Below are 20,822 nucleotides of genomic sequence, written 5' to 3'. Positions count from 1 at the left end.
CGCCCGCGGCGGCGGGCCCCCCCCCCCCCCGCGCCCCCGCCCCGGCCGGCCCGCCGCGCCCCCCGCCCCCCCCCCCCCCCGGGGCGGCCCCCCCGCCCCCGCCGCCGTCGGGGCGGCAGCAGACGTGGCGGGGGCCCGCCGAGTGGCGTGGGAGGCGCGAGCCGCCGGACCGGTGAAGGACGGGCCCGGGCCGGGGGGACCGCGCGGGTGCCCTCCGGACCGCGCGTGCCGGTCAGCCGGGCCGGGACGGCCGCCGGGCCGGCAGGGCACACTCCGCCGCGCAGGCGATGCCGAGCAGTGCCGCGTCCGTCCCCCGGTCGGTCACCAGCTGGAGACCGACCGGGCAGCCGTCCTTCGTGAAACCGGCGGGCAGGCTTGCCGCCGGATGGCCGCTGAGGTTGAACACCCAGGTGAGCGCGGTGGAGTAGACGTCCCCCGGGCCCCCGTGCCCGTGCGGCCGGTTGGGCGTGACCGGGGTGAGCAGCAGGGGCGTACGGGCGAAGAGGGCGTCGAGCGTACGGTCGTTGGCGGCGCGGAGCCGCTCCGCGGACGGTGCCGGGTCTCCCGCGCGCACCGCGAACCACGCGTCCGCCGGGTCGAGCAGTTCGCAGGAACCCGGTACGAGGCGTACCACTCCGGCCTCCACCAGCCGGCCGGCCGCCCGTCGTGTCACCTCCGCGACGTCCGGGTCGACCGGGGCGAAGCCCAGATCAGGGCTGTAGACGGCCGGGACGGGGAGTCGTGCGGGCCGTGGTGTGCCCCCGTCCACCACATGGTGCAGGCAGGCCTCCGCGAGTTCCGCGGAGCTCGCGAGCAGGCCGGGGGACGCCAGGCCCGTGCGGTCGGGGGAGGGCAGCAGGCCCCCGGTCGTCTTCAGGCCGAACACTCCGCACCACGCCGCCGGGATCCGTACCGACCCCGCCCCGTCGCTCCCCGTCGCCAGGTCCACCATGCCCGCCGCGACCGCCACCGCCGAGCCCGCCGAGGAACCTCCCGGGGACCGGTCGGACCGCCAGGGGTTGACCGTGCGGCCGTGCGCCCCCTGCCCCCAGGTCTGCCAGGAGGTGCCGGGGCCGGGGACGGAGGTCGCTCCCACCGGTATGCCGCCCGCCGCGATCAGCCGGCGGGCGGCGTACGAGCGGATGCCGGCCCGGCCCTTCACGGCGAACGGCAGCCCGGCGAGCGGGAGGCGGGACGCGGCCCCGGCGCGGGCCCGCGCCTCCTCCGGCCAGACCTCGGTGAACGCGCACAGTCCGGGGTCGAGCCGGTCGATCCGGGCGAGGGCCGTTTCCAGATCCGGTGTCATGGGCACCAGTCTCAGCCCTCCAGCGCCGCCTCCATCACCGCCCGGGCGATCGGAGCCGCGTTGCCGCCTCCGCTGACGTCGGCCCGGTCGGCCGCCGCGTCCTCCACGACCACCGCGACGGCGACCGCGGGGCGGCCGGATCCCGGTGCCCGCGCCCAGGCGATGAACCAGGCGTACGGCGTCGCGGAGTTGTCGATCCCGTGCTGGGCGGTCCCCGTCTTGCCGCCGACCGTCACCCCGTCGATCGCGGCACTCGTACCGGTGCCGTTCTCCACCACGTCGGTCATCATCCGCTGGAGCTGCCGGGCGGTGTCCGGGGCCATCGCCTCGCGGTACTCGTCCGGGGCCTGCCGCCGGACGGTCCCGCCGTCGTCCGTGGTCACCCGGTCCACCAGGTGCGGACGCCTCAGCTCGCCGTCGTTCGCCACCGCCGAGGCCACCATCGCCATCTGCAGCGGAGTCGCCGTCGTGTCGAACTGGCCGATCGAGGACTGGGCCAGCTGGTCGTCGCTCATGTCCGGGTCGAAGTTGCTGCGGACCACCCGGAAGGGGATCTCGAGGTCGTCGTCGTTGAAGCCGAACCTGCCGGCCGCGTCCAGCATCCCGTCCAGCCCCACCTCGACACCCAGATGGGCCATCACCGTGTTGCAGGAGACCCGGATCGCCTCAGCCAGCGACGCCCTCTCGCAGCCGCGCGCCTCGTCGGGCAGTGTGGTCGAGGTGCCCGGCAGGACGTACGGGGACGGGGTGTCCGTCGCCGCGTCCGGATCGGTGACCACGCCTGCGTCCAGCGCTGCGGCCGCCGTCACGATCTTGAAGGCGGAACCGGGTGGGTAGGTCTGCCGGATGGCCCGGTTGAGCATGGGCCGGCTCCGCGAGCCGTTGAGCCGCTCCCACGCGCCGGTGACGGCCGGACCGGTGCCGGAGAGGACCTCGGGATCGTACGAGGGGGAGGAGACCAGCGCCAGGATCCGGCCGGTGCCCGGGTCGAGGGCGGCGACAGCGCCGTGCCGGCCGTCCAGACCCTCGTACGCGGCGCGTTGCACCGGGTCCTCGATGGTCGTGACGACATCACCGCCGGGCTGCCGGCCGCGCGTGATGTCACCCCACAGGGGCAGCGGGGCCAGGAGCGGGTCGGTGCCGGAGAGGACGCCGTCCTCGGCGTTCTCCAGCAGCGTGGTGCCGTACGTCTGCGAGGCGTAGCCGGTCACCGGCGCGTACAGCGGACCGTGGCGGTAGGTGCGCTCGTACGCGAGCTGCTCGCCGGTGTCCTTCGAACCGGTGACCGGCTCGTCGCCGACCAGGATGTCGCCACGTGGCTGGTCGTAGCGGTCGATGGTGGTGCGGCGGTTCGCGGAGCTGGTGTTGAGACCGTCGGCCTCGAAGAGCTGGACACGGGCGGCGTTCGCCAGCAGGGCCAGGAGCAGGAGCAGGCAGAAACCGGCGGCACGCCGGATGTAGCGGGTCACCGTTCCTCCCCGGCCGGTGCGGTCCCGGTGGCGGGGACGGATCTGCGGGCCACGTCGCTGACACGGATGAGCAGCGCCACGATGATCCAGTTCGTGACCACGGACGAACCGCCCTGGGCCAGGAACGGCATCGCCATCCCGGTCAGCGGGATGAGTCCCGTCACCCCGCCCGCGATCACGAAGACCTGGAGCGCCAGGATCGAGGAGAGCCCGACCGACAGCAGCCGCCCGAACGGGTCCCGCAGGGCCAGACCCGCACGGAAGCCGCGGGCCACCAGCAGGGCGTACAGCAGGAAGACCGCGGTGAGCCCGGCCAGACCGAGTTCCTCGCCCGCGGTCGCCAGGATGAAGTCCGACTTGGCGGCGAAGCCGATCAGGACGGAGTGGCCGAGTCCGAGCCCCGTGCCGAGCATGCCTCCCGCGGCGAACGCGAAGAGGGACTGGGCGAGCTGGCTGGGGCCCCGGCCCGCGTCGATCGTGGCGTAGGGGTCCAGCCAGTCCTCCACCCTGCTGTGCACATGGGGTTCCAGCGAGCCGACCGCGAAGGCGCCCGCGGCGGCGAGGAGCAGTCCGACAGCGATCCACCCGGTCCTGCCGGTGGCCACGTAGAGCAGGATCACGAAGAGGCCGAAGAAGAGCAGCGAGGTGCCGAGGTCCCGTTCGAGGACGAGGACACCGACGCTGAGCAGCCAGATCGCGACGATGGGACCCAGCACCCGCCCGGTGGGGAACTGGAGCTTCCAGATCCTGCGGCCGGTGTACGCGAGTGCGTTGCGGTTCGCGGCGAGGTACGCGGCGAAGAAGACCGCGAGCAGGATTTTGGCGAACTCGCCCGGCTGGAAGGAGAACCCGCCGACCCTGATCCAGATCTTGGCCCCGTTCACCGCGGGGAAGAAGATCGGCACGACCAGCAGGACCAGTGCCGTGGCGACCGAGAGGTACGCGTAGCGCTGGAGCACCCGGTGGTCACGCAGCAGGACGACGACGGTGATGAAGAAGGCGGCCCCTAGCGTGGACCAGATCAGCTGGGTCGTCGCCGCCCGGTCGCTCGGGGTCTCCAGATCGAGCCGGTAGATCAGCACCAGGCCCAGCCCGTTGAGCAGGACGGCGATGGGCAGCATCAGCGGGTCGGCGAACGGGGCGCGGAAGCGGACCGCGAGGTGGGCGAGCAGGGCGAGCAGGCCGAGACCGGCGCCGTACCCGGCGACGTCGGGGGGTACGGCGTCGTTCCGGGCGAGGCCGACGGCGGCGTAACCGCAGACGGAGATGAGCACGGCCCCGATCAGGAGCGAGAGCTCGACCCCGCGCCGCTTGGGCAGGCGTAGCGCGGGCGGGCGTGCGTCCGCCGTCGTTGCGGTCATGCTCCGCAACGTAGCAAGAGGCGGGTGTTATTTCCCTTATGCCAGCTTCGTGGCACCCCTGGTCGGGCGCGGCCCGAGCGGCTCAGTGCTGGTACGGGTTGCCGCCTCCGGGAGGCGCGTAGCCGGGCTGCTGCTGCGCCGTACCGTACGGATGGCCGTCCTGCCCGCCCTGGGCCTGCGCCAGCAGCTGGTCGGCCTGCTCCTTCGGTATCTGCCGCTCCCCGCCGCAGAACGTGCACTGCGTCGCGTACTTCGTGGAGAACGGGAACAGCGGGACGAAGAACAGCGTGAACTTGGTGACCCGCTTGCGCAGGGTGTGCGCCGCGGGGTTCCCGCACCAGCCGCACACCATCGTCAGGACCGCCAGCTGATGGAGATAACCCCGCGTACCAAAAATGATCATGATGTGGTTCCTTTCCCCGTGTTTCCCGTAAGTGCCCGCCGGCAGAGTGCCAGCAGTTTCTCGTCCTCATAAGTGTCGTGACTGCCGTATCCGCCGTCCAGCGCGTTGTGGCGGCGGACGGAGAGGAGCTCGGCCCGCAGCACCCGCGCCGCGTCCGGCCCTGCCCGGTCGATGCCCATCCGCGCCAGGCAGTCCGCGACCCGGACCCTGACGTGACGATTCCTCTCCCACGCGGCGAGAAGCACCGGCACGGCCTCGCCGGTCCGCCCCGAGACCTCCCAGAGGGCGACGGCGGAATCGACGCGGAGCCACAGCTCCTCGTGCGCCAGCAGGGCCCGCAGCCTCGGCGCCACCGCCGCGGCCCGTCCGCCCAGCCCGCCCAGCGCGCTCACCGCCGCCCGGCAGTCGTGCACCTGCTCAGACCGCAGCCCCTCGGTCAGCACCGGCAGCACGGTCTCGGCGTCACCCGTGACCGCCCACAGGGCCTCCGCCGCCTCCGTCGCCGCCGTCCCGGACCGCAGGACCAGCCGCCGCAGCTCCGGGACGGCACAGCGCGCGGCCGGCCCGAACGCCCCCAGCGCCCGCAGGGCCGCCGTGCGCAGCCACTCGCCCCGGTACTCGGGCGCCCCCCGCAGCACCCGCAGCACCTCCGGCGCGGCCTCGCCCGCGCGCAGCGCCGTCAGTCCGGCGAGCAGCGGGCTCGCCCGGTCGTACGCTCCCTCGTCCAGGCCGACCTCGCCGAGCCGGCGCCGCAGCGTCCCGGCGAGCGGGGCCGCCGCGTCACCGAGGCAGCGGATCGCGAACCCCACGTCGTGCGGGACCTCCGGCCGCTCCAGAGCCGCCGCCAGCGCGGGCAGTGCCCGGGCGTCGCCCAGCCTGGCCAGCGCCTTCACCGCCGAGCCCAGGCCGGGCGGACCGCTCTCCCACTCCCGCACCCACGCCCCGGGCTCCGCCGCCACCCGCCCGGCCAGGGCGTCGGCCGCCGGCGCCGCGAGACCGAACAGCTCCTCCAGCACGTGCGAGGCGGCCTCGGCGAGCCGCGGTTCCGGATCCGAGAGCTGTACGCCGATCAGCCGCACCAGGCCCTCGTACGAACCGCGCCAGGCCCGGATCAGCCCGCCACTCATCCGTACGGCGTCGATCCGCTGCCAGGGATCCGGGCTGCGCAGCTGGTCCGACAGCAGCGCCGTACGGTCCTCCACGCGGTCGTCGAGACCGCAGTGCAGCGTCCGCAGCAGGTCCGCGGCCCACGGGGTGCTGCGGCCCGCGGACTCCCCGGCCGACAGCTCCCGCAGCCGGCCCGCCCGCACCGGCGCGGTGGACGGCTCCGCTGCGGGGGCGTCGCCGCCCGGCACCTTCGCGGCGGGTGCCTCCGGCCGGGACGGCCGTGACCGCAGCTCCCGCAGCAGCCCCGAGACCACCCGCACGACATCGCCGGGCAGCGCGTCCGGGGCGCACCTGGCCAGCTGGGCGAGGGCGGCGAGCCGCAGCCCGGGCGGGTACGCCTGTGCGGCGAGCCGGCTCAGCCAGCCGGCCGCCTGCTTCGCCGGCGGCCGGTGGCGCAGGGCGATCCGGCCGGCGGCCTCGACGAGGGCGAGCCGCACCTCGTCGTCCGTCTCCACCGGCAGCCGTTCCCGCAGCAGGGCGAGCACCCTGTCCGGCCGGCCGTGCAGAGTGGCCAGCGCCAGCGGTGCGGCGAGCCGCACTCCCGGGTCCTCGTCGGCGACCAGTTCGAAGAACACCGAGGATCCGGCGGACACGGCGGTCGCGGCCATCGCGTAGTTCGCCACGCCCTCGATCTCGTCCTCGTCCAGCTCGTCCAGTTCGCTCTCGTCGTCCTCGTCCAGATCGATGCCGCCGATGCTGGTGAGCAGCTCGACGATGCCGCCCCGGTCCGGTATGCCCGGATCCACGGCCAGCTCGAAGAGGAAGGGGATGCACGCGAGCGTGCACGCGTACACATCGCCCTGGTGGTGCACCGCTCCGTACATCCCGTCGAGCGCGCTCTCCCGCTCCGCCGGATCGGCGGAAGCGAGTCCGTACAGGAGCCCCGGCACATCGTCGGCCGGGCCGTAGGCATGCTCCATCGAGGCCCAGTCGACCTCGTCGATCCCCGTGAACACGCCGCGCCCTCCCCGTTTCTTCCTCCGCCTCCCGGGCGCGGTGGAGAACCGTGCCCGCGAAGCAGCGTCTGCGCAGAGTGTGCACCACGGCCAGGACAATCCACCCTCCACTTGCGGCCTTTCCCCCACCGGGCCCGTCCGGTGCGGTGAAGGTGCTGTGCGGGACCTGCCCTCCCGGCTCCTCGAGCCTCTTCTCCCCGTTCCCGGGCAGGGGCGCGCCCCTGCCCGGGAACGGGCGGCGGAGCGAGCGGATCCCGGGCCGCTCCAGCCGCGCGGCCGTGTCATGCGTGAGGAGGGGGCCCAGGGCACCGCGGCTCACTTCCGCACGCCGAACCGGCGGCAGCCCGCGCCCCGCCCTGGCGCCGCGGGGTGCCCCGGCACCAGGACGGGCCGGTCGCGCGGTGGACCGGTCCTGTGGCCGATGCCGCTCGTACAGGTGAGGAAACGGCCGTTCCCGAGGCCGGGGACGAAGTGAGGACCATGATGGACGCCTGTCCGGCGCCAGGTCTCCCCTGGTCCCACCGGACCGCCCCGGAACGCCGGGGGTCCGACTCCGCGCGCCCGCTCTGCGCCCTGTGCGGGGGCCCGGCCGCCGTACAGGCTGGGGGACCGAGGATGCCGGAGAAGTGAACAGAGGGGGCACGATGCAGGATCTCAAGGTCACGTCATGGCAGCTCTTCGGGCACGACCGGCTCTATGTGAACCTGCCGGACGGGACCGCGATCGGATGGGCGGACCGGGGCAGCGGCACGATCACGGTCCTGCACCCGCGTTACCGCGACGCCGTGGCCGACGCGCTCGCGCGCCAGGTCCCGGACCTGCCGGCGCTCGTCGGGGAGGAGGCCCCGGCCGGGCCGCCCACGCCGCGTATCCCGCCGCCGGTCCCGAGGATCCCGCCGATGCGCGGGATGCGGAAGCGGAAGGCCGTGCCGGAGGCGGCACCCGTACCGCAGGCGCAGCCCGAGGAGCCGCCGCCCGGATCCGTACAGGAGCCGGTGCCCGGCCCCGCGGGGGAGGCGGTGACCGTGCCGCGGCCGGTCGCCGCGCCGAAGCCGGAGAAGCGGACGGAGAGGCGCAGGCGGCCGGACGTCCTGCCCGCTCTGACACCCGCGAGCGACCTCGCGTCGCGGCGGCCGGGGGCCGGGCTCCGTGAGCAGCTCGGTGAGACAGGGGCGGGGGCGCTCGTACGGGCGGCCACCGGGGCGCTGCGGCGGCACAAGGACGTGGACCCGCGGCGTGGCGCCCTCGCGGGGGAGCGGCGGGTCGGGGCCGAGCTCAGACGCCTGACCCGGCACGGCTGGCGGGTCCTGCACTCCGTGCCCCTGCCGGACGGCACGGAGATCGGGCACCTGCTCATCGGGCCCGGCGGGGTGTTCACCGTGAACACCGAACACCGTCCCGGTGTATCGGTGCGCATCGGGGACGGCACCCTGTGCGTCGACGACGGCGCCCCGCAGCCGTACGAGCCCGACGGGCGGCCCGGCACCAGGCGGGCCCGGGCGGCGCTCGAGGCGTACTGCGCCTTCGGCGTCCCCGTGGAGACGGTGCTGGTGTTCACCGGTGTCACCGCGCTGGAGGTGGTCGCCACCCCGGTCGGCGTCCGTGTCTACGGGGAGCGTCAGGTGTCCGCGCTCGCACCGCTGACGGGCGTGTTCACCGCCACCCAGGTGGAGCGCGTCTACGACGTGGCACGGAACGGGGAGGCCTGGCTGGACGCGTGAGCGCGGGACGCGAGCGGTAGATCTCCCGGGCGGTGGCAGCACAGGACCCGGGCCGCTGCCGGACGTGCCGTCGCCGTGCCGCAGTCGTGCCGCCGAAGGGGAAGAGCCATGAAACTCCGCTGTGCCGTGCTCGACGACGACCGGTCCGCGGCGGCCACCGCTGCCGACTGGTCGCCCGTCGCCGGCGGCATCGACGTGGTCAGCTTCGCCGGGCACCGTGCGACCGAGGACGAACTGGCCGCACGACTGGCTGAGTTCGGTCTGGTCGTCACCCTCCGGGAGCGCGTGCCGTTCCCGCGTTCCCTCGCGGGGCCCGGTTCACCGGTGGTCGATCGCGGAGCGAAGTAACCTGTGTGCGGGGGCACTTCGTCCCTCCGGACCGGGGAGGCCCCACGTGAGCACGCTCGACGACGAGACGGCCGCCGGTATGGTCCCGATCCCCGCCGGCACGGTCGGCCTCCGCGACGACCGCCGCGGAGCACACTGGCAGGAGGCCGTCGAGCCCTTCCTGCTCGCCCGCCTCCCCGTCACCGTCGGACAGTACGGGGCCCTCATGGGTGAGACCCCCGACCCCTCCGTGTCCCATGCACTGCCTGTGACGAACGTCAGCTGGCTCGACGCCGTCGACGTGTGCAACCGTTTCTCGGCCCGCGTCGGACTGGCCCCGGTCTACTCGCGCGACGCACGAAGCGGCGAGGTGATCCGCGACCCGGCCGCCGACGGCTACCGTCTGCCCACGGAGGCGGAGTGGCAGTACGCGTGCAAGGCGGGCACCACCGGCTACCGCTACGGCGAACTCGACCGCATCGCCTGGTACGAAGGGAACTCGGACGGCCGGGCCCACGACGTCGGCGGCAGGTCCCCGAACGCCTGGGGGCTGTACGACATGCTGGGCAACGTCTGGGAGTGGTGCTGGGACCTCTACGACGCGGAGGTCTACGGCTCCTACCGCACCTTCCGCGGCGGCGGCTGGGCCGAGCCGGAGCGCGGCTGCGGCGCCACCGTACGCCGCCGCAGCCACCCCACCTTCGCGATCGACGACCTCGGCCTCCGGCTGGCCCGCAGCGTGCGCTGACCGGCGTGGAGCCGCTGCGGTGCCGCGTGCGGCTCAGGGGCGGCGGGGTGCATCATGGCAGGGTGGGTGAGATCTGGACGATCGGGCACTGGACGTGTCCGGAGGAGGCGTTCATCGGCTTCCTGGACGCCCGGCGCATCGACGTACTGGCCGACGTCCGGGCCCACCCTGGCTCACGCCGCAGCCCGCAGTACTCCGCCGGGGCGATGCGCGGATGGCTGGAGCGGGCCGGGATCGAGTACGTCCGTCTGGACGAGCTCGGCGGCCGGCGGCGCAAGCAGGACGTGGACCCCGCCGTCAACGCGGGCTGGCGGAACACGAGCTTCAAGAACTACGCCGACCACACCCTCCTCCCCGCGTACGAGCACGGCATCACCCGCCTGACCTCCCTCGCGGAGCGCGGCCGTGTCGCCGTCATGTGCGGTGAGCCGATGCCGTGGCGCTGCCACCGCCTGCTGATCGCGAACACCCTCACCGCCCGCGGCTGGACGGTCCGGCACATCATGGGCGCCGACGGGACGCGCACCCACGAGCTGGGCGCCTGGGGCGCGGAGCCACGGGTCGACGGGCACGGCCGGGTGACGTACCCGGCGCCGTAGCCCGGGCCCCGGCGAAAACCGTACGGGTGATCGAGTGCTGGTGAGGTACGTTCCTGCCGCTCGAAGGGGGCGAAGTGACGAAGCTCAACCAGATCATCGCCGTGGAGAAGGGTGTCAAGAGCAAGTCGCTCCAGGACGTCACCGCGGCCCACCACGCGGTGCAGAAGCCGGCGTTGCTGGCAGGCATCTCGCGTACGTACCAGCCGAAGGACGAAGAGGGCGAGCAACTGCCGCCCGAGTCCGCAGCGGGGACGAGGAGATGGACCTCGTGGTCGATCAGCTCCGCGCCTGGCACGACGTGCCCCGCGAGTCGACGGCGATCCGCGTCCCCGCCGGCGGCATGGCCACCCAGCTCGCAGACCGTCTCGCCCGGCCCGGCATCACCCCGACGGGGATCGCACAGGACGGACCGCGGAACGACCGGGGCCGCGGAAACCGCAGGTGCTCAGGAGAAGCTGGCTCGCTGGTACCGGTGTGGAGTGTTCGGCGAGCTGTACGGAGGTACAACCGAGACCCGGTTCCCTCTCGACCTCCCCGGCGTCGCCGACTGGATTCACGGATCCACGCACGAACCTCGTACGGTCACACAGGCGCAGTTCGCGGCGAGCCGCCTGATGACCCTGCGGACCCGGCAGAGCGCCGCGTACAAGTGCATCTGCGCGCTGCTGCTCAAGGCGGGCGCCGCAGACCGGCGTACAGGGGAAAAGGCGGAGGTGGGCGTGTACTTCGACGAGGCGATGGACATCCGTCACATCGTTCCGCAGGCCTGGTGTCAGAAGGACGGTGATGAGCGCTCCGTCTGCAACTCCATTGTCAACAAGGCTCCGCTGCCAGCACGCACCGACCGCATCATCGGCGGTCACGCGCCGTCCGAGTATCTGCAGAGGCTCGCCAAGGCGGCCGAGACCAGCCCGGAGGGCGTCGAGCAGCGCGTCAGGACACACCTGGCAGATCCCCGGCTGATGCGAACCGACGACTTCGACGCCTTCTCCGCGGAACGGCGGAAGGTGCTGCGGGAACACAGTGCCAGGGCGAGGGGCAAGCCGGCGGTGGACGACCGCGTTCCGGGGCAGCGCCCTGCGGAGGCGATCCGGGCAGCGGAAAACGGTCTGCCAGCGGGCCCCCCGGTTCCCCCGGGGTCGCGACACCCGGTCCGTGGCCGAACACCAAGCACGTGCGTGGCCGTCCGTCATCAGCCGTTGTTGTCACCGCGGTCCGGTCGTCGCCGGCATGTCTGCCCCGGGAGCCGGACTCCAGCTCCCGGGGCAGAAGAAAGACCCCGCACTCAGCGTTTCCGCTGGTCACGGGGTCTTTTTCGGCACTTCCTGCGAAGTGCCCCCGGCAGGATTCGAACCTGCGCACCCGGCTCCGGAGGCCGATGCTCTATCCCCTGAGCTACGGGGGCGGTGTCGCTGCGCTCGGCGGCGACGAGTGAAACCCTACCAGCTCCGAGTGGGTGTCCGGGAACAGGTATTTCCGCGTCGTCGGCACCCGGGAGAGGCCGTCCCCGGGTGGGCGCCCGCCGTCCCTCCAGGGGCGGAAGTGGGCAAAACCCGGACGCAGCTCCTCCCCCGGACCTACCCTCGAAGGGTGCCAGGGGCGTACGGCCGCGTGCTTGTTGTCGACGACAACAAGGTCATCCGGCAGCTGATCAGGGTCAACCTCGAGCTGGAGGGCTTCGAGGTCGTGACCGCGGCCGACGGCGTCGAGTGTCTGGACCTGGTGCACGAGGTCCGCCCGGATGTGATCACTCTCGACGTCGTGATGCCCAGGCTCGACGGAATACAGACCGCGGCCCGGCTGCGCGCAGATCCCCGGACCGGGCATCTGCCGGTCGCCGTCATCAGCGCGTGCACGCCCCACGAGGTGGAGCCCGGGGTCGACGCGTTCCTGGCGAAGCCCTTCGAGCCGAGCGAGCTGGTGCGCATGGTGCGCAGGCTCGCACACCGGGACGGCTCCGCGCGGCCGGAGGGCCGGCACGGCGCCGGGACGGCCGGGAGCACCGCCGGCTGACCGCGTGGCCGAGGGGCCCGCCGGCGGGATCACTGCCCGCATGGCGAAACCGGTTGGCGAAGTGCCCCCCTTCCTCCCATACGCTTGTCCCGTGACCCCCGCAGATCTCTCCCGGACCGTGCTGCACGCTGTGCGCCGCGCGGTCGACGAGGACGCCCTGCGCGCGCCCGTGCCGGCGCGTGTGCGGGTGGAGCGGACACGCCCCGGCGGCAGCGGCGACTACGCCTGCGCCGTCGCCCTCCAGCTGGCCGGCCCCGCCGCGCTCCCGGCCCGGGAGGTCGCCGCGCTGCTGCGCGACCGGGTCGTCGGCGTGCCAGGGATCGGGCGGGTCGAGATCACCGGAGCGGGCTTCCTGAATTTCACGCTCGACGCCTCCGCCGGCGCCCAGACCCGCGCCGCCCGTGTGCGTGAGGTGCTCGCGCTGGGCCGCCGGTACGGGCGGGTGGCCACGGAGGCCGGGCGCCTCCACCGCCTCCACCACCCCCGCGAGGTCCGGGCGGCCGTCCTCGCCCGGAGCGTCGGGCGCCTGCTGCGCACCCAGGGCGGCCAGGTGCTCGTCTGCTGCACCGAGGAGCCCGACCCCGGCTGGCAGCGACTGCGCGTCGACGTCGGCCCGCGCTTCGCAACCGAGGGGAGCACCGAGATCCGTCCCGTCCCCGCGGGCACCACCGCAGAGGCGCTGGCGGACCGCCTCGGACGCGACGCCGCCCTCTGGGGGCTGCAGCGGCCCGCCGCCCACGATGGCGCGCCCCTGGGTGACGACCTCCTCGTACAAGGGGAGGGCAACCCCTTCTTCCTGGTCCGCTATGCCCACGCCCGTGCCCGTGCGCTCACCCGCGAGGCGGCGCGGCTCGGCTTCACCGCCGGATACGACGCCGACGTCGACGCCCCGGCGCTGCACGCCGCGCTCGCCGACTACCCCGGCGCACTCGCCTCGGCCGCGCGCCATCACGCGCCCGACCGGGTGGCCCGGTACCTCGAAGCCGTGGCGGACGCCTTCCTCGGCTTCCTCGCCACGACGCCGCCGCTCCCCGTCGGTGACGAGAAACCCTCGGCCGCCCACCGCTCCCGGCTGGCCCTTGCCGAGGCCGCCGGGAAGGTGCTGGCAGGCGGCCTGTTCGTGCTCGGCATCAGCGCGCCCGAACACCTCTGAGAACCGAGAGAGCAGAGCAGAACGATGAGCCGATCCGCACACCCCGCCGGACCCCGTCACGCAGACGTCCTCCCTGAGGGCCACTACACCGCCCCGGCCACCGATCTCAACGAGCTGGACGCGAAGGTCTGGTCCCGCACCGTCACCCGTGACGCGGACGGTGCGCTCACCGTCGGCGGGATCGAGGTCGCCCGTCTGGCCGAGGAGTTCGGCACGCCGGCGTACTTCCTGGACGAGTCCGACTTCCGGGCGCGCTGCCGCGCCTGGGCGGACGCCTTCGGGGCGGACGCGGATGTGTTCTACGCCGGGAAGGCCTTCCTCTCGCGCGCCGTGGTGCGCTGGCTCCAGGAGGAAGGGCTGAACCTGGACGTGTGCTCCGGTGGTGAGCTGGCCACCGCGCTGGACGCCGGGATGCCCGCCGAGCGCATCGCCTTCCACGGCAACAACAAGACGGTCGCCGAGATCGAGCGGGCCGTCGAAGCAGGTGTCGGGCGGATCGTGCTCGACTCCTTCCAGGAGATCGTCCGGGTCGCACACATCGCCCAGCGGCTCGGCACCCGCCAGCGCGTACAGATCCGCGTCACGGTCGGCGTCGAGGCCCACACCCACGAGTTCATCGCCACCGCGCACGAGGACCAGAAGTTCGGCATCGCGCTGGCGGACGGCCAGGCGGCCGAGGCGGTCCGCAGGGCGCTCGCCCTGGACGGCCTGGAACTCATCGGCATCCACTCGCACATCGGCTCGCAGATCTTCGACATGGCCGGCTTCGAGGTCTCCGCCCGGCGCGTCGTGCAGCTGCTCGCCGAGGTCCGGGACGAGCACGGCGTCGAACTCCCCGAGATCGACCTCGGCGGCGGTCTCGGGATCGCGTACACCTCCGAGGACGACCCCCGTGAGCCGCACGAGATCGCCAAGGCGCTCTCCGGCATCGTGACCCGGGAGTGCGAGTCGGCGGGCCTGCGGACCCCGCGCATCTCCGTCGAGCCCGGCCGCGCGATCGTCGGCCCCACCGCCTTCACGCTGTACGAGGTCGGCACCATCAAGCCCCTCGAAGGCCTGCGGACGTACGTGAGCGTCGACGGCGGCATGTCGGACAACATCCGCACCGCGCTGTACGACGCCGAGTACAGCGTCGCGCTCGTCTCGCGCAGCTCCGAGGCCGAGCCCATGCTCGTACGCGTCGTCGGCAAGCACTGCGAGAGCGGTGACATCGTGGTCAAGGACGCCTTCCTGCCCGCCGACCTCGCCCCGGGCGACCTGATCGCCGTGCCCGCCACCGGCGCGTACTGCCGCTCCATGGCGAGCAACTACAACCACGCCCTGCGCCCGCCCGTCGTCGCCGTGCGCGACGGACAGGCGCGGGTCATCGTCCGGCGTGAGACGGAGGAGGACCTCCTGCGTCTCGATGTCGGATGATGAAATTCACATCTCAGAATCCGGACGGCCGACAGGATCCCCCGTCCGGTGAGTGAGACTGGTCCACACATCAGAAGTATGAGAAACGAGGTCGGATGATGCGTACGCGTCCGCTGAAGGTGGCGCTGCTGGGCTGTGGAGTGGTCGGCTCAGAGGTGGCGCGCATCATGACGACGCACGCCGACGACCTCGCCGCACGCATCGGCGCGCCGGTCGAGCTCGCCGGCGTCGCCGTCCGCCGGCCCTCCAAGGTGCGGGAGGGCGTCGACCCCGCCCTGGTCACCACCGACGCCACCGCCCTGGTCGAACGGGGCGACATCGACGTCGTCGTCGAGGTCATCGGGGGCATCGAGCCCGCCCGCACGCTCATCACGACCGCCTTCGAGCACGGGGCGGGCGTCGTCTCGGCCAACAAGGCGCTGCTCGCCGAGGACGGTTCGGCGCTCCACGCCGCCGCCGAGAAACACGGCAGGGACCTGTACTACGAGGCGGCCGTGGCCGGCGCCATCCCGCTCGTACGGCCGCTGCGTGAATCCCTCGCGGGGGACAAGGTCAACCGGGTGCTCGGCATCGTCAACGGCACGACCAACTTCATCCTCGACAGGATGGACACGAGCGGCGCCGGATACTCCGAGGCGCTCGACGAGGCCACCGCCCTCGGGTACGCCGAGGCCGACCCGACCGCCGACGTCGAGGGCTTCGACGCCGCCGCGAAGGCCGCCATCCTCGCCGGTATCGCCTTCCACACCCGGGTGAGGATCGGGGAGGTGCACCGCGAGGGCATCACGGAGGTCACCGCCGCCGACATCGCCTCCGCCCGGCGCATGGGCTGCACCGTGAAACTCCTCGCCATCTGCGAGCGTGCCGCCGACGGCAGGTCCGTCACCGCCCGTGTGCATCCCGCGATGATCCCGCTCAGTCACCCGCTGGCCTCCGTGCGTGAGGCGTACAACGCGGTCTTCGTCGAGGCGGAGGCGGCCGGGCAGCTGATGTTCTACGGCCCCGGTGCCGGCGGCGCCCCGACCGCGTCCGCGGTGCTCGGTGACCTGGTCGCCGTGTGCCGCAACATCGTCGGAGGGACCACCGGTCCCGGTGAGTCCGCGTACACGCGTCTGCCGGTCAGCCCCATGGGCGATGTCGTCACGCGCTACCACATCAGTCTCGACGTGGCCGACAAGCCTGGCGTACTCGCCCAGGTCGCGACGGTCTTCGCCGAACAGGGCGTATCCATCGATACGGTCCGACAGCAGAGCCGACAATCGGGCAGCGGCGACGGAGTTGCCATCGAGCAGGGTGGCGGCGGGCGACGGGCGGGCGGAGACGGCGAGGCATCCCTCGTCGTCGTCACCCACCGCGCGCACGACGCCGCCCTCTCCGGGACCGTCGAAGCGCTGCGCAAGCTGGACACCGTGCGCGGTGTCGCCAGCATCATGCGTGTTGAAGGGGAGTAAGGACCCATGACCAGCAAGGGCACCCACCAATGGCGCGGCATCATCGAGGAGTACCGGGACCGGCTTCCGGTCACGAGCTCGACGCCGGTCGTCACACTCCGTGAGGGCGGTACGCCGCTCGTCCCGGCACAGGTCCTCTCCGAACGCACGGGCTGCGAGGTGCACCTCAAGGTCGAGGGCGCCAACCCCACCGGGTCGTTCAAGGACCGCGGTATGACCATGGCGATCACCCGGGCCAAGGAGGAGGGGGCGCAGGCCGTCATCTGCGCCTCCACCGGCAACACCTCCGCCTCCGCCGCCGCCTACGCCGTGCGCGCGGGCATGGTCTGCGCCGTCCTCGTGCCGCAGGGCAAGATCGCGCTCGGCAAGATGGGGCAGGCTCTCGTCCACGGCGCGAAGATCCTCCAGGTCGACGGCAACTTCGACGACTGCCTGACCCTGGCCTGCGGCCTCTCGGACAACTACCCGGTGGCATTGGTGAATTCGGTCAACCCGGTCCGTATCGAGGGCCAGAAGACCGCCGCGTTCGAGATCGTCGACGCGCTCGGCGACGCCCCCGACATCCATGTCCTGCCGGTGGGCAACGCGGGCAACATCACCGCTTACTGGAAGGGTTACAAGGAGTACGCGGGCGACGGTGTCTCCACGCGCGCTCCGCGCATGTGGGGCTTCCAGGCGTCCGGTTCCGCGCCGATCGTGCGCGGCGAGATCGTCAAGGACCCGGCGACGATCGCCACCGCGATCCGCATCGGCAACCCGGCGTCCTGGCAGTTCGCCCTGGACGCGCGGGACGAATCGGGCGGCTTCATCGACGATGTGACGGACCGTCAGATTCTGTCGGCGTACCGTCTGCTGGCCTCCCAGGAGGGCGTCTTCGTCGAGCCCGCGTCGGCGGCGTCCGTGGCAGGCCTGCTCAAGGCCGCCGAGGAGGGCAAGGTCGACCCCGGCCAGAAGATCGTCTGCACCGTCACCGGCAACGGCCTCAAGGACCCCGACTGGGCCGTCGCGGGAGCCCCGCAGCCGGTCACCGTCCCGGTCGACGCGGTGGCCGCCGCCGAGAAGCTGGGTCTCGCGTAACCGGCCCTCGCCGCAGCCCGGCCGCTCTTCCGGGGCAAAGAGCGCATGGGAGGTGCGCGACACGCATCGTGCGCCTCCCGTGCGCCCTGTGTCGCCGCGGAACCTTCCTTCGATAAGCTGTGACCGACCCGCTCCGCCGCATCCGCCGCGGCGCAGCGGCTGTCGTGAATGCCGGGCCCCCGGTCCCCCCGCACAACGGCATCCCGCGCACGTCGAAGTATCCTGCACAACATCCCCGCCGCCGTACAGGAAGAGTCGTCCAACCGATGGCCGGTCCCGCGTTCCGAGCCGCCGCCGTCCGGGTGCGCGTCCCCGCAACCAGCGCCAACCTGGGCCCGGGTTTCGACGCCCTCGGCCTCTCGCTGGGGCTCTACGACGACGTCGTCGTCCGGGTCGCCGATTCCGGGCTGCACATCGACATCGCGGGCGAGGGTGCCGAGACGCTGCCCCGTGACGAGAACCACCTGCTCGTACGCTCCCTGCGCACGGCCTTCGACCTGCTCGGCGGGCAGCCCCGCGGTCTGGAGATCGTCTGCGCCAACCGCATCCCGCACGGCCGCGGCCTCGGTTCCTCGTCCGCCGCCATCTGCGCCGGCATCGTCGCCGCCCGCGCCGTGACGACGGGCGGCGAGGCCCGTCTCGACGACGCCGCGCTGCTGGAGCTCGCGACCGAGATCGAGGGACACCCCGACAACGTCGCCGCCTGCCTCCTCGGCGGATTCACCCTCGCCTGGACGGACGGCGGATCCGCCAGGGCGATCCGGATGGATCCCGCCGGATCCGTCGTGCCGGTGGTCTTCGTCCCGGCCACCCCGGTGCTCACCGAGACCGCCCGGGGCCTGTTGCCGCGCACCGTCCCCCATGTGGACGCCGCGGCCAACGCCGGCCGTGCGGCGCTGCTCGTCGAGGCCCTGACCAGGCGTCCCGAGCTGCTCCTCGCCGCCACGGAGGACCGGATCCACCAGGAATACCGGGGACCCGCGATGCCGCAGAGCGTGGAGCTGGTGAACCGGTTGCGCGCCGACGGTGTTCCCGCCGTCATCTCCGGCGCGGGACCCACGGTGCTCGCGCTGACGGAGGAGGGTGCGGCGGACAAGGTCGCCCGGCTGGCGGGTGAGGGCTGGGCCGCGAACAGGCTCGCTCTCGACGCCACGGGCGCGAGCGTGCTGCCGCTCGCCGCGTAGTCCCACGTGATTGCCGGTGCATGAGAGGGGGAATGTTTGTTGGAGCCGGTAGTGTTAACCTCAAGTCAGCAATCGACGTCTTCGTGGCGCGTTGCTTCGTGTCCCCCTCCGGGACCACCACTCTTCCGGGAGCCTCCCCGACTGCCTGAGCAGCCTGCCTGAGCTTTCGAGCACGCTCCGGAACCGGCACGACACCCTCTTGCTCGTCCAGGAGTGGGCCGAGCAGGGGATCTCGCGCCGGAACCCCGCACATTCGTCTCTCCGCCGTACCCGGCGGACCACCGCCCCGGCAAGGTCCGCGATCGACACGATCAACAGACCGCAGTCGGACAGCACAACCGGTCGCCGAGCCAGAAGGCCGACGTCCGCTCCAGGGAAGGACCCTTCGTGAGCGACACCACCGATCTGATGGGCGTGACTGCCGACAAGAGCGTCGACAGCTCCGTGCCCGCCGAAGGTGCTGCCACTGGCACCACCGCACGGCGCCGCCGCTCCGGCACCGGCCTCGAGGGCATGGTCCTGGCCGAGCTGCAGCAGGTCGCGTCCGGCCTCGGCATCAGGGGGACTGCGCGGATGCGCAAGAGCCAGCTGATCGAGGTCATCAAGGAGGCGCAGGCCGGGGCATCCTCCGCGCCCGCCCCCAAGGCTGCCGCCTCCGCCGGCACGGATGCCGGGAGCAAGCCGAAGCGGCGTGCCACGTCCAAGACACGCACCGGTGACGAGACCGCCGCCGCGCCGGCCGCCGACAAGGACGCCGCCCAGCAGCAGATCGACATCCCGGGGCAGCCGGCCAGCGACGACCAGCCCACGGGCGAGCGTCGCCGCCGCCGGGCGACCGCGCAGGCGGGCAGCCCCGACACCAAGGCCGAGCCCAAGGCCGGGTCCAAGGCGGAGGCCGAGCCGAAGGCCGAGGGCCGCCAGGACCGCGCCGACGAGCGCGGCGAGGCGAAGACCGACGCGAAGGCCGAGTCCGCCGCGGACACCGCCGAGGGCCGCCGGGGCGACCGTCAGGACGGCCGTCGCGGCGACCGCCAGGACCGCGACCGGGGCGACCGCCAGGACCGCGACCGCGGTGACCGCCGGGACCGCCAGCGCGACCGCCGCGGCAAGGGCGACGACCAGGGCCAGCAGGGCGGCGGGCGCCGTCAGGGCCAGCAGGGCGGCGGCCAGGGCCAGAGCCAGGGCCAGCAGGGCGGCGGCCAGCAGGACGACGGCTACGACGACGAGGGCGGCCGGCGTGGCCGTCGGGGCCGTTACCGCGACCGCCGTGGCCGCCGGGGCCGCGAGGACTTCGCGACCGACGTCCAGGTGGCCGACGACGACGTCCTGATCCCCGTCGCGGGCATCCTCGACATCCTCGACAACTACGCGTTCATCCGGACCTCCGGCTATCTGCCCGGCCCGAACGACGTGTACGTCTCGCTCGCCCAGGTCCGCAAGAACGGCCTGCGCAAGGGCGACCACGTCACCGGCGCGGTGCGCCAGCCCAAGGACGGCGAGCGCCGCGAGAAGTTCAACGCGCTGGTCCGTCTCGACTCCGTCAACGGCATGGCGCCGGAGAGCGGCCGCGGCCGTCCCGAGTTCCAGAAGCTGACCCCGCTGTACCCGCAGGACAGGCTCCGTCTGGAGACCGACTCCAACGTCCTGACCACCCGGATCATCGACCTGGTCGCACCGATCGGCAAGGGCCAGCGAGGCCTGATCGTGGCGCCGCCGAAGACCGGTAAGACCATGATCCTGCAGGCCATCGCCAACGCGATCACGGTCAACAGTCCCGAGTGCCACCTGATGGTCGTCCTCGTGGACGAGCGTCCGGAAGAGGTCACCGACATGCAGCGGTCGGTGAAGGGCGAGGTCATCTCCTCGACCTTCGACCGGCCCGCCGAGGACCACACCACGGTCGCCGAGCTCGCCATCGAGCGTGCCAAGCGTCTCGTGGAGCTGGGGCACGACGTGGTGGTCCTGCTGGACTCGATCACCCGTCTGGGCCGCGCCTACAACCTGGCGGCACCGGCCTCCGGCCGCATCCTGTCCGGTGGTGTCGACTCGACCGCGCTCTACCCGCCGAAGCGCTTCTTCGGCGCCGCGCGCAACATCGAGGACGGCGGCTCGCTGACCATCCTGGCCACCGCGCTCGTCGAGACCGGCTCGCGCATGGACGAGGTGATCTTCGAGGAGTTCAAGGGCACCGGCAACATGGAGCTCAAGCTCGACCGGAAGCTCTCGGACAAGCGCATCTTCCCGGCGGTGGACGTCGACGCGTCCAGCACCCGTAAGGAAGAGATCCTTCTCGGCACCGACGAACTGGCCGTCGTCTGGAAGCTGCGCCGGGTGCTGCACGCCCTCGACCAGCAGCAGGCCATCGAGCTTCTGCTGGACCGCATGAAGAAGACGCAGTCCAACGCGGAGTTCCTGCTCCAGATCCAGAAGACGACGCCGGGCAACGGTAACGGCAACGACTGACGTCGCAT

General features: G+C 72.8%; 15 protein-coding genes, 1 tRNA gene and 1 pseudogene. 11 read left to right on the top strand and 6 right to left on the bottom strand.

Features of this window, described 5'->3' with window-relative positions:
- Positions 1 to 232 precede the first annotated feature (232 nt).
- The 5 genes from ACF1FZ_RS23125 to ACF1FZ_RS23105 all read right to left on the bottom strand — a co-directional run bounded on the left by ACF1FZ_RS23125 (position 233) and on the right by ACF1FZ_RS23105 (position 6,662).
- Entirely contained in the window at positions 233 to 1,306 is a 1,074-nt protein-coding gene (locus ACF1FZ_RS23125) for an amidase family protein (RefSeq protein ID WP_391775285.1), read from the bottom strand.
- Positions 1,307 to 1,317: 11 nt separating this feature from the next.
- Complete coding sequence (locus ACF1FZ_RS23120; RefSeq protein ID WP_391775284.1) at positions 1,318 to 2,775, bottom strand: peptidoglycan D,D-transpeptidase FtsI family protein; 1,458 nt, start codon at positions 2,773 to 2,775, stop codon at positions 1,318 to 1,320.
- Entirely contained in the window at positions 2,772 to 4,136 is a 1,365-nt protein-coding gene (locus ACF1FZ_RS23115; RefSeq protein WP_391775283.1) for an FtsW/RodA/SpoVE family cell cycle protein, read from the bottom strand. Before ACF1FZ_RS23115 ends, ACF1FZ_RS23120 begins: the two co-directional genes overlap by 4 nt.
- An 82-nt stretch (positions 4,137 to 4,218) precedes the next feature.
- A complete protein-coding gene (locus ACF1FZ_RS23110) occupies positions 4,219 to 4,539 on the bottom strand; it encodes a zinc-ribbon domain-containing protein (RefSeq protein WP_391775282.1) in 321 nt (106 codons plus the stop codon).
- Positions 4,536 to 6,662 (bottom strand): HEAT repeat domain-containing protein, encoded by a 2,127-nt coding sequence (locus tag ACF1FZ_RS23105; RefSeq protein ID WP_391775281.1) that lies wholly within the window; start codon positions 6,660 to 6,662, stop codon positions 4,536 to 4,538. The genes ACF1FZ_RS23110 and ACF1FZ_RS23105 overlap by 4 nt, the downstream gene beginning before the upstream one ends.
- A gap of 644 nt (positions 6,663 to 7,306) precedes the next feature.
- Here ACF1FZ_RS23105 and ACF1FZ_RS23100 point away from each other — a divergent pair.
- From ACF1FZ_RS23100 to ACF1FZ_RS23085, 4 genes and pseudogenes are all read left to right on the top strand, one after another.
- Positions 7,307 to 8,383 (top strand): nuclease-related domain-containing protein, encoded by a 1,077-nt coding sequence (locus tag ACF1FZ_RS23100; RefSeq protein WP_391775280.1) that lies wholly within the window; start codon positions 7,307 to 7,309, stop codon positions 8,381 to 8,383.
- Positions 8,384 to 8,491: 108 nt separating this feature from the next.
- Positions 8,492 to 8,689: pseudogene (locus ACF1FZ_RS23095) on the top strand (D-2-hydroxyacid dehydrogenase family protein); the annotation flags it as partial.
- Between the two features lie 88 nt (positions 8,690 to 8,777).
- Positions 8,778 to 9,458: a formylglycine-generating enzyme family protein gene (locus ACF1FZ_RS23090; protein ID WP_391775279.1), complete on the top strand. Its 681-nt coding sequence runs from the start codon at positions 8,778 to 8,780 to the stop codon at positions 9,456 to 9,458.
- Between the two features lie 62 nt (positions 9,459 to 9,520).
- On the top strand, positions 9,521 to 10,057 hold the full coding sequence (locus ACF1FZ_RS23085) for a DUF488 family protein (protein WP_391775278.1): 537 nt from the start codon (positions 9,521 to 9,523) through the stop codon (positions 10,055 to 10,057).
- Between the two features lie 1,333 nt (positions 10,058 to 11,390).
- On the opposite strand, the gene ACF1FZ_RS23080 is transcribed toward ACF1FZ_RS23085, so the two are convergent.
- A tRNA-Arg gene (locus ACF1FZ_RS23080) sits at positions 11,391 to 11,462 on the bottom strand.
- A 137-nt stretch (positions 11,463 to 11,599) separates the two neighbouring features.
- Between ACF1FZ_RS23080 and ACF1FZ_RS23075 the strand changes: the two genes are divergently transcribed.
- The 7 genes from ACF1FZ_RS23075 (at position 11,600) to rho (ending at position 20,814) form a co-directional block, all read left to right on the top strand.
- Positions 11,600 to 12,070 (top strand): response regulator, encoded by a 471-nt coding sequence (locus ACF1FZ_RS23075; protein WP_391775277.1) that lies wholly within the window; start codon positions 11,600 to 11,602, stop codon positions 12,068 to 12,070.
- Positions 12,071 to 12,161: 91 nt separating this feature from the next.
- Positions 12,162 to 13,223, top strand: a complete 1,062-nt coding sequence (nrtL, locus tag ACF1FZ_RS23070) for an ArgS-related anticodon-binding protein NrtL (protein ID WP_391775276.1) — start codon at positions 12,162 to 12,164, stop codon at positions 13,221 to 13,223.
- Positions 13,224 to 13,247: 24 nt separating this feature from the next.
- Positions 13,248 to 14,639 carry a diaminopimelate decarboxylase gene (gene lysA, locus ACF1FZ_RS23065; protein WP_391775275.1) on the top strand — a complete coding sequence of 464 codons (1,392 nt, stop codon included), beginning with the start codon at positions 13,248 to 13,250 and terminating at the stop codon, positions 14,637 to 14,639.
- 95 nt (positions 14,640 to 14,734) lie between these two features.
- Positions 14,735 to 16,090 (top strand): homoserine dehydrogenase, encoded by a 1,356-nt coding sequence (locus tag ACF1FZ_RS23060; protein ID WP_391775274.1) that lies wholly within the window; start codon positions 14,735 to 14,737, stop codon positions 16,088 to 16,090.
- A 6-nt stretch (positions 16,091 to 16,096) separates the two neighbouring features.
- Entirely contained in the window at positions 16,097 to 17,167 is a 1,071-nt protein-coding gene (thrC, locus tag ACF1FZ_RS23055) for a threonine synthase (protein WP_391775273.1), read from the top strand.
- A gap of 266 nt (positions 17,168 to 17,433) precedes the next feature.
- Complete coding sequence (gene thrB, locus ACF1FZ_RS23050) at positions 17,434 to 18,351, top strand: homoserine kinase (protein ID WP_391775272.1); 918 nt, start codon at positions 17,434 to 17,436, stop codon at positions 18,349 to 18,351.
- A 387-nt stretch (positions 18,352 to 18,738) separates the two neighbouring features.
- The gene (rho, locus tag ACF1FZ_RS23045) at positions 18,739 to 20,814 is read left to right on the top strand and encodes a transcription termination factor Rho (RefSeq protein ID WP_391775271.1); all 2,076 of its coding nucleotides are present in this window, start codon (positions 18,739 to 18,741) and stop codon (positions 20,812 to 20,814) included.
- Positions 20,815 to 20,822: the final 8 nt, after the last annotated feature.

The sequence above is a fragment of the Streptomyces sp. NPDC014623 genome, assembly GCF_043088245.1.
Taxonomy (GTDB): domain Bacteria; phylum Actinomycetota; class Actinomycetes; order Streptomycetales; family Streptomycetaceae; genus Streptomyces.
This window is presented reverse-complemented; position numbering and strand designations above follow the sequence as displayed.